A 6,017-nucleotide genomic window follows, 5' to 3' on the forward strand; every position below is an offset into this window, starting at 1 on the left:
CCACTATAAATAATTTAAATTCTGTGCTATAATCTCTTTTCATAGTAGCATCCTTTTTATTTGTTTTATGTTCAAAATATTATAACAAGGATACTGCTTTTTTTATACTAAAAAATGTCCAATATCTCATACTCCTAAACAATAAATTTATAAAATTGTCATGGAGCCATAGATATTGTACTTTTACTTGCTATAATATTTTTGATTCTTTCTTTGATTGTAATATACCCTAACGAAGAAATCAATCTTTGATTGTTATAAAAATGTGTATATTCTTTTAATTTTTCTCTCAATAATTCTACTGTGATATTTTTATTTAATCGTGAATAGAATTCTTTTTCGTCTATGCCGTGTACTCTTTCTACTACGCCATTGTATCTCGGTGTTGCTATAGGAATATATCTTCTCTCTAATTTATTTTTTAAGCAGTATTCATCAAAAATATTTATTTTAGAAGTATTAATACAGCGATAAGTATATTCTAATCCATTGTCTGTTTGTATAGCTTGTATCTTAAAAGGTGAAGTTTTTAAGACATATTTTAAGAAAGATAAAGCACTATAAGGTGTTTTATCTTCATAGATTTCTCTCCAACTATAACGAGTAGCTAAATCTACAGCAGTGAATTGATAAACTGTTTTTCTGCCTAATTTGATATATTTAGTGTCTATTTGAACTATTTTGCCTTCTTTTTGTATTTTAGAGACAAATTTACGCTTATCATATCGCTTCTTTTTCTTTTTTGTTTTATATCTCCAAAGATTATTTCTTTTTAGTACATTCTCTATAGCTGTAACACCTATTCTAATGCCTTCACGATTTAGATATGCTTTAATATAATGCTTACCTCGATATTCTTTAGTATAGAGTTCAATAATTAAATTAATAGCTTCTTGATTATTAAAGATGTTTGGAGAAGTTTTTGGCTTAGTGCTAAAATTAGCGACAGTTCCAGTGTCTTTATATTTCTTAAGCCAAGTATAAAAAGTGGATTTAGATATTTCTTGTATCTTTAAAAATCTTTTAATATTTTTAGCTTCTAATGCTTCATCCACTATAGATAATTTAAATTCTGTGCTATAATCTTTTTTCATAGTAGTATCCTTTTATTTGTTTTTTGTTCAAAAATATTATAACAAGGATACTGCTTTTTTTATACTAAAAAATGTCCAATATCTCACACTCCTAAACATAAATTTATAAAATTATGTTGACAAAATTAATTTTTTATCTATAATATATTCGATATATAGTCTTGGAGATCATTATATGTTATTAGCTTCATCGCATCGCAGATAGTATACTTTAATATACTTTTCCAATTTATTTTCAATTCATATAATCTAAAAAAAGATACATATTTTTATAGAGTAGTAATATCTAAAATATTAAATATAAATTTTTATATAATAATATATGCAATGATGTATAACTTTTTATCAAGTATGAAAATAAAAATACTTGTATATTTACAATATAAAAAAATTATAACAATGGCTATATATTATTATTTTAATAATTATATTTCTACTAAAGGAATAAGTTATATGTTTATATAAACGACTAATTAATAAATTCAATATAAAAAATAAATAATAAAAGAGGAGAAAAATTATGAAAGAGTTTTTTCAAAGAATTAAAATATTTTGGGGTATGTATATAATGTTTTTTGTTTTATTTTTCATAGGGGCTTTATTTATTCTTTATTTTTATACATAATCAATATTTGTATATGAGTTTAATGACAATATTAGCTCTGATATTAATTGCGTTATCAGTTTCATCGATAGTTTTACCAAAAGAAAGTAAATTATTAGAAAAGTTGTATGGTTTTGCTAAAGTTTCAAAATCTATAATTATAGTATTACCTTCTGTAATTAATAGATATAGTACACTTAATCCTAAAAGAAGAAGGAGACATTAATTTTATTTTTTTAATAAGATGGGAGTAATTTAAATGGAAATATTAAATAAAATACAAAATGAAGTAAAAGAACTTGATAATGAAATTTTAGAAATTTGTAAAACTAATAAATTAGTTGATGAGTTATATACAGGAATGCAAATATATTTTAGCCCATTAGTATTAAATCCAACTATAATGTTTTTAGGGATTAATACAGGTTCTGGTAATTTAAAATGGGAAGGTATAAGGGCTAAAAGATTTGAACCTTTAGATAAAATAGATTATATGAAATATCGTTATAAGTTTGCAATACAAAATATAAAATTATTTGAGAGTATAGGAAGGATTGATTTATTAGAAAATGCTTTTAAAACTAATTTATATTATATAGGAACTGATAAGCAAAAAGATATAAAAAAATTATTTACTAATCTCTATAATATTACAGGAATTGAATATTATAGTAAATTTCATAATTACACTAAAATATTTACAGAAAATATTAAACCTAAAATATTAATTTGTGAAGGAAAATATGTATTTAATACAATCAATCAAATATATAAAATAGAAAATAAAAATATAAAAAAAGTTGAAAATAGTCATATAATTTCTACAAAATTGGATAATATGTATATTATAGGATATAATAGATTTAGAAGCAGTATAATGAATAGAGATATACTTTCAAAAGAATTAAAAAAATTAATAAATATAGTTGAGAATTAATAATATAATATTCAGATACCAAATTTTAGTTTTTACCAATAGAATATTCGAATACTATTTGCAATAATTTTTATATAAAGACAGGAATTGTATTAATAAATACAATTCTTGTTTCATTATTTTCTAATCAATAAGATTCTTCACTTCGTCCCAGCTTAGTTTATTAATGTCGCCCATTGAATCGCCTACTACTGTATCTATAAGCACTCTTTTTTTGTTTTGAAGCTCTAAAATCTTCTCTTCTATTGTGCCTCTTGTTACTAATTTATAATTGGTTACCACTCTTTTTTGACCTATTCTATATGCTCTGTCGGTTGCTTGGTCTTCAACTGCAGGATTCCACCATAAATCATAATGTATAACTGTGTCTGCCTGTGTGAGTGTGAGTCCTGTGCCTGCTGCTTTTAAACTAAGCAAAAATATAGGAGCTTCTCCTGCATTAAATCTATGCACTAAATCCATTCTATTTTTTGTGGTGCCGTCCAAATAAAGATAATTTATATTGAGTTTGTTAAAGGCATCTCTCATAATGTTAAGCATTCTTGTAAAAGAGCTAAATACTAATACACTATGCCCGCCTGATATAGCCTCTCTAATCATCTCTATAAACATATTAAACTTGCCGCTTGTATGACTGTCGCCTCTTAAGTCATGATGCATAAGTCTTGGGTGGCAGCAAACTTGTCTTAGCCTTGTGAGAGCTGAAAATATTTCTATATGTGATTGTGCAAAACCTTTCCTTTTTACCGTTTCAAATATCTCTATTCTAGCAGCTTCAAGTATTGACATATAAAGCTCTTTTTGGTCTTTAGTTAAATCGCAGTAATTTACAACCGTGTGTTTCGGAGGTAAATCTTTAAGTACATCAGTTTTAAGTCTTCTTAATATAAACGGTGCTATTCTTGTTTTAAGATTATCCAAAGCCTCGTTTGAAGTTTCTAAGCCTGATAAAATAGGAGCTTCATAATCTTCAATAAAGTCTTTATGTTTGCCCAAAAAACCTGGCATTAAAAAATCAAACATAGACCACATTTCGCTTATGCTGTTTTCTATAGGCGTACCGCTTAATGCGAGTCTTTTTAATGATTTTAAACTTTTTACAGTTTTTGCATTTTGTGTATTGGCGTTTTTTATATGCTGTGCTTCGTCGAGTATCACATAATTAAACTCATTTTCGCTAAGTGCTTTTACATCTCTTCTTAAAGTAGAGTAGGATATTATAGCTACATCATAATTGCTTACAGCCCTAATCTTCTTCATTCTTGATTTTAAGCTTCCTGTTAAAACTATTGCTTCAAGGGATGGGGCAAACTTTTTTATTTCATAATACCAGTTTGCAACGCATGAAGTTGGTGCTATTATTAAAGAAGTAAGTTTCTCTCCGTTTTCTTTTTCTTTTAAGATTGTGGCTATAGTCTGAAAACTTTTTCCAAGCCCCATATCATCTGCAAGTATTCCGTTTAATGACATGTCTGCAAGTTTTCTAAGCCATTTATATCCTATAAGCTGATAATTTCTAAACTCTCCTACTATGTTTTTTGGAGGCTCTTCATCATAATCAACTCTTTTTATATTTGATATTGTCTCTATTGCACTATCATCTAAATCTAATTCTATACCGCTATGTTTTTCAAGCATATCTGCAAAGTATGGAGCACTAAACATTGGAAGTAAATATCTATTATCTTCATCATTTTCTATAGGGTTATCTTTAAGCATTTTAGCTATATAATCAATAACCTCTAAATCTATCGGTACAAATGAACCGTTTTGAAGCCTTATATATTCTTTGTTTTCTACTTTTACAGCTCTTATAATATCTGATAAATCGTGTATCTCTTTAACTCCTTCAAATGAAAAATTAATCTCAAAGAAGTTAATGTCTTTAGTGAGAGATACTTTCATTTTGAGAGGTTTTACATTTAATTTAAGGGACTTAAAAGATTCACTGTAAAAACAAGTCCAGCCTTTATCCTGAAGCATTGGTAAAATTTTATAGCATAAATAAAATATTTTCTCATCATTTGATGAAGCAAAAGTATAATCTCCAACCTTATCCAAATATTTAGATAAAGTATTGCAGAAATATTCCTCTTTTTCTTTATCTCTATATATTTCATTTACTTCATTATCAAACATATTGCTGCTTGTGAATTTATTAGTATAAGGGTCAACAGTAAAAGAACCATATTTAAATTTTATAGTGGAAAATACATTGCTTCCATCATAGTCCAAAAATAATAATGCCTGTGCAGGAAATGCTAATATTTCATTTTCTTTTATGTTTTCTGGAAGTTCGATATGGAAATCTTTTTTTAAGTTTGGAAGCACCCTCGAACAAAAATCTTTAATATATGCTCTATTAACAGTTATAGGTTTTTTAAATATGTTCTTTTTAATCTTTGGGTATGACGGATTAGTTTCATAAAAAATATCTTTGTAGAGTATATAATCACAATTCTCTCCAAATGTATAAACCTTGTTAAGCTCTACATCTTTTATATTTATATCTAATATTAAATCTTTGTTTTCATTGTAGTATGTTTCTATGATAATATTTAATACTTCATCGCTGAATGTTATAACTTTGCTTTCTAATCTTATATTTGCTACTTCTTTAAGTATAGTTAAACATTGATAAGCATTATAATCTTTAAACCATAATTTACCGTTTTCTTGATTTTGTAAAGCATCGGCATATAAGTTGTTTAAAAACCTTATTAGTTTAGCTTCGCCTCTGCTAAAATCTTCTAATTCTATTTTATATTCTTCATCTTCTATTTTTTGTTTATCACCAGTAACGCAAGAAAATAAAAAACTCTCAAGTTCTACAATTCTTAACTGTCTTTTTTTTTCTATATCTATAAGTTTTAGTGAAAGCCCCAAGCTCTTTTCATTTCCATCACCGCGTAATGATAATAATACTGATATGCTGAAATATTCTCTATAAAGGTTATCTCTATAGTTATCCATTAGAGGTGCACGCGTATAGTAGAGCCAATTTTGCCTTTCATCATTTATTATTTTTACATCTTTTATGTTAAAATTAGTATTATCTTCTTCATTGTTGCTATAATCTAAAAGGGTATCAGACTTTTCATTATTTTCTTTAATATCTTTCTTTTTTAATTTTCCTGCCATTTTTTAGTTTTATCCTTAAATACAGCTTATAATACTATTTTTATATACATTAGAATATTGATTATTCATCATAATAGAATTATAAAAAAAGTCAAGTTCTATGATTTATTATTATGTTTAGGAGTGTGAGATATTGGACATTTTTTAGTATAAAAAAAGCAGTATCCTTGTTATAATATTTTGATATAGAAAATAAATAAAGGATACTACTATGAAAAAAGATTATAGCACAGAATTTAAA

The 6,017-nt window shown here is 26.0% G+C and carries 4 protein-coding genes; 2 read left to right on the forward strand and 2 right to left on the reverse strand.

The genetic code is table 11. The features are described from left to right. Window positions 1-158 precede the first annotated feature (158 nt). The gene (locus tag EPJ72_RS09445) at window positions 159-1,094 is read right to left on the reverse strand and encodes an integrase core domain-containing protein (RefSeq protein WP_147731918.1); all 936 of its coding nucleotides are present in this window, start codon (window positions 1,092-1,094) and stop codon (window positions 159-161) included. Between the two features lie 647 nt (window positions 1,095-1,741). Here EPJ72_RS09445 and EPJ72_RS09450 point away from each other — a divergent pair. Both EPJ72_RS09450 and EPJ72_RS09455 read left to right on the forward strand, forming a co-directional pair. Continuing rightward, the gene (locus tag EPJ72_RS09450; protein WP_147731919.1) at window positions 1,742-1,924 is read left to right on the forward strand and encodes a hypothetical protein; all 183 of its coding nucleotides are present in this window, start codon (window positions 1,742-1,744) and stop codon (window positions 1,922-1,924) included. Between the two features lie 33 nt (window positions 1,925-1,957). Next, window positions 1,958-2,635, forward strand: coding sequence for a hypothetical protein (locus EPJ72_RS09455; protein ID WP_147731920.1), 678 nt, complete (start codon window positions 1,958-1,960; stop codon window positions 2,633-2,635). Window positions 2,636-2,758: 123 nt separating this feature from the next. Here EPJ72_RS09455 and EPJ72_RS09460 read toward each other — a convergent pair whose 3' ends face one another. Further along, on the reverse strand, window positions 2,759-5,776 hold the full coding sequence (locus EPJ72_RS09460) for a DEAD/DEAH box helicase (protein ID WP_147731921.1): 3,018 nt from the start codon (window positions 5,774-5,776) through the stop codon (window positions 2,759-2,761). Window positions 5,777-6,017 lie beyond the last annotated feature (241 nt).

Source organism: Brachyspira pilosicoli, from assembly GCF_008016535.1.
GTDB classification, from domain to species: domain Bacteria; phylum Spirochaetota; class Brachyspiria; order Brachyspirales; family Brachyspiraceae; genus Brachyspira; species Brachyspira pilosicoli_A.

Bases quoted from the DNA above. Each gene is read 5' to 3' on its own strand.
- EPJ72_RS09445 (WP_147731918.1), bottom strand. From the start codon at position 1,094: ATGAAAAAAGATTATAGCACAGAATTTAAATTATCTATAGTGGATGAA.
- EPJ72_RS09460 (WP_147731921.1), bottom strand. From the start codon at position 5,776: ATGGCAGGAAAATTAAAAAAGAAAGATATTAAAGAAAATAATGAAAAG.
- EPJ72_RS09455 (WP_147731920.1), top strand. From the start codon at position 1,958: ATGGAAATATTAAATAAAATACAAAATGAAGTAAAAGAACTTGATAAT.
- EPJ72_RS09450 (WP_147731919.1), top strand. From the start codon at position 1,742: ATGACAATATTAGCTCTGATATTAATTGCGTTATCAGTTTCATCGATA.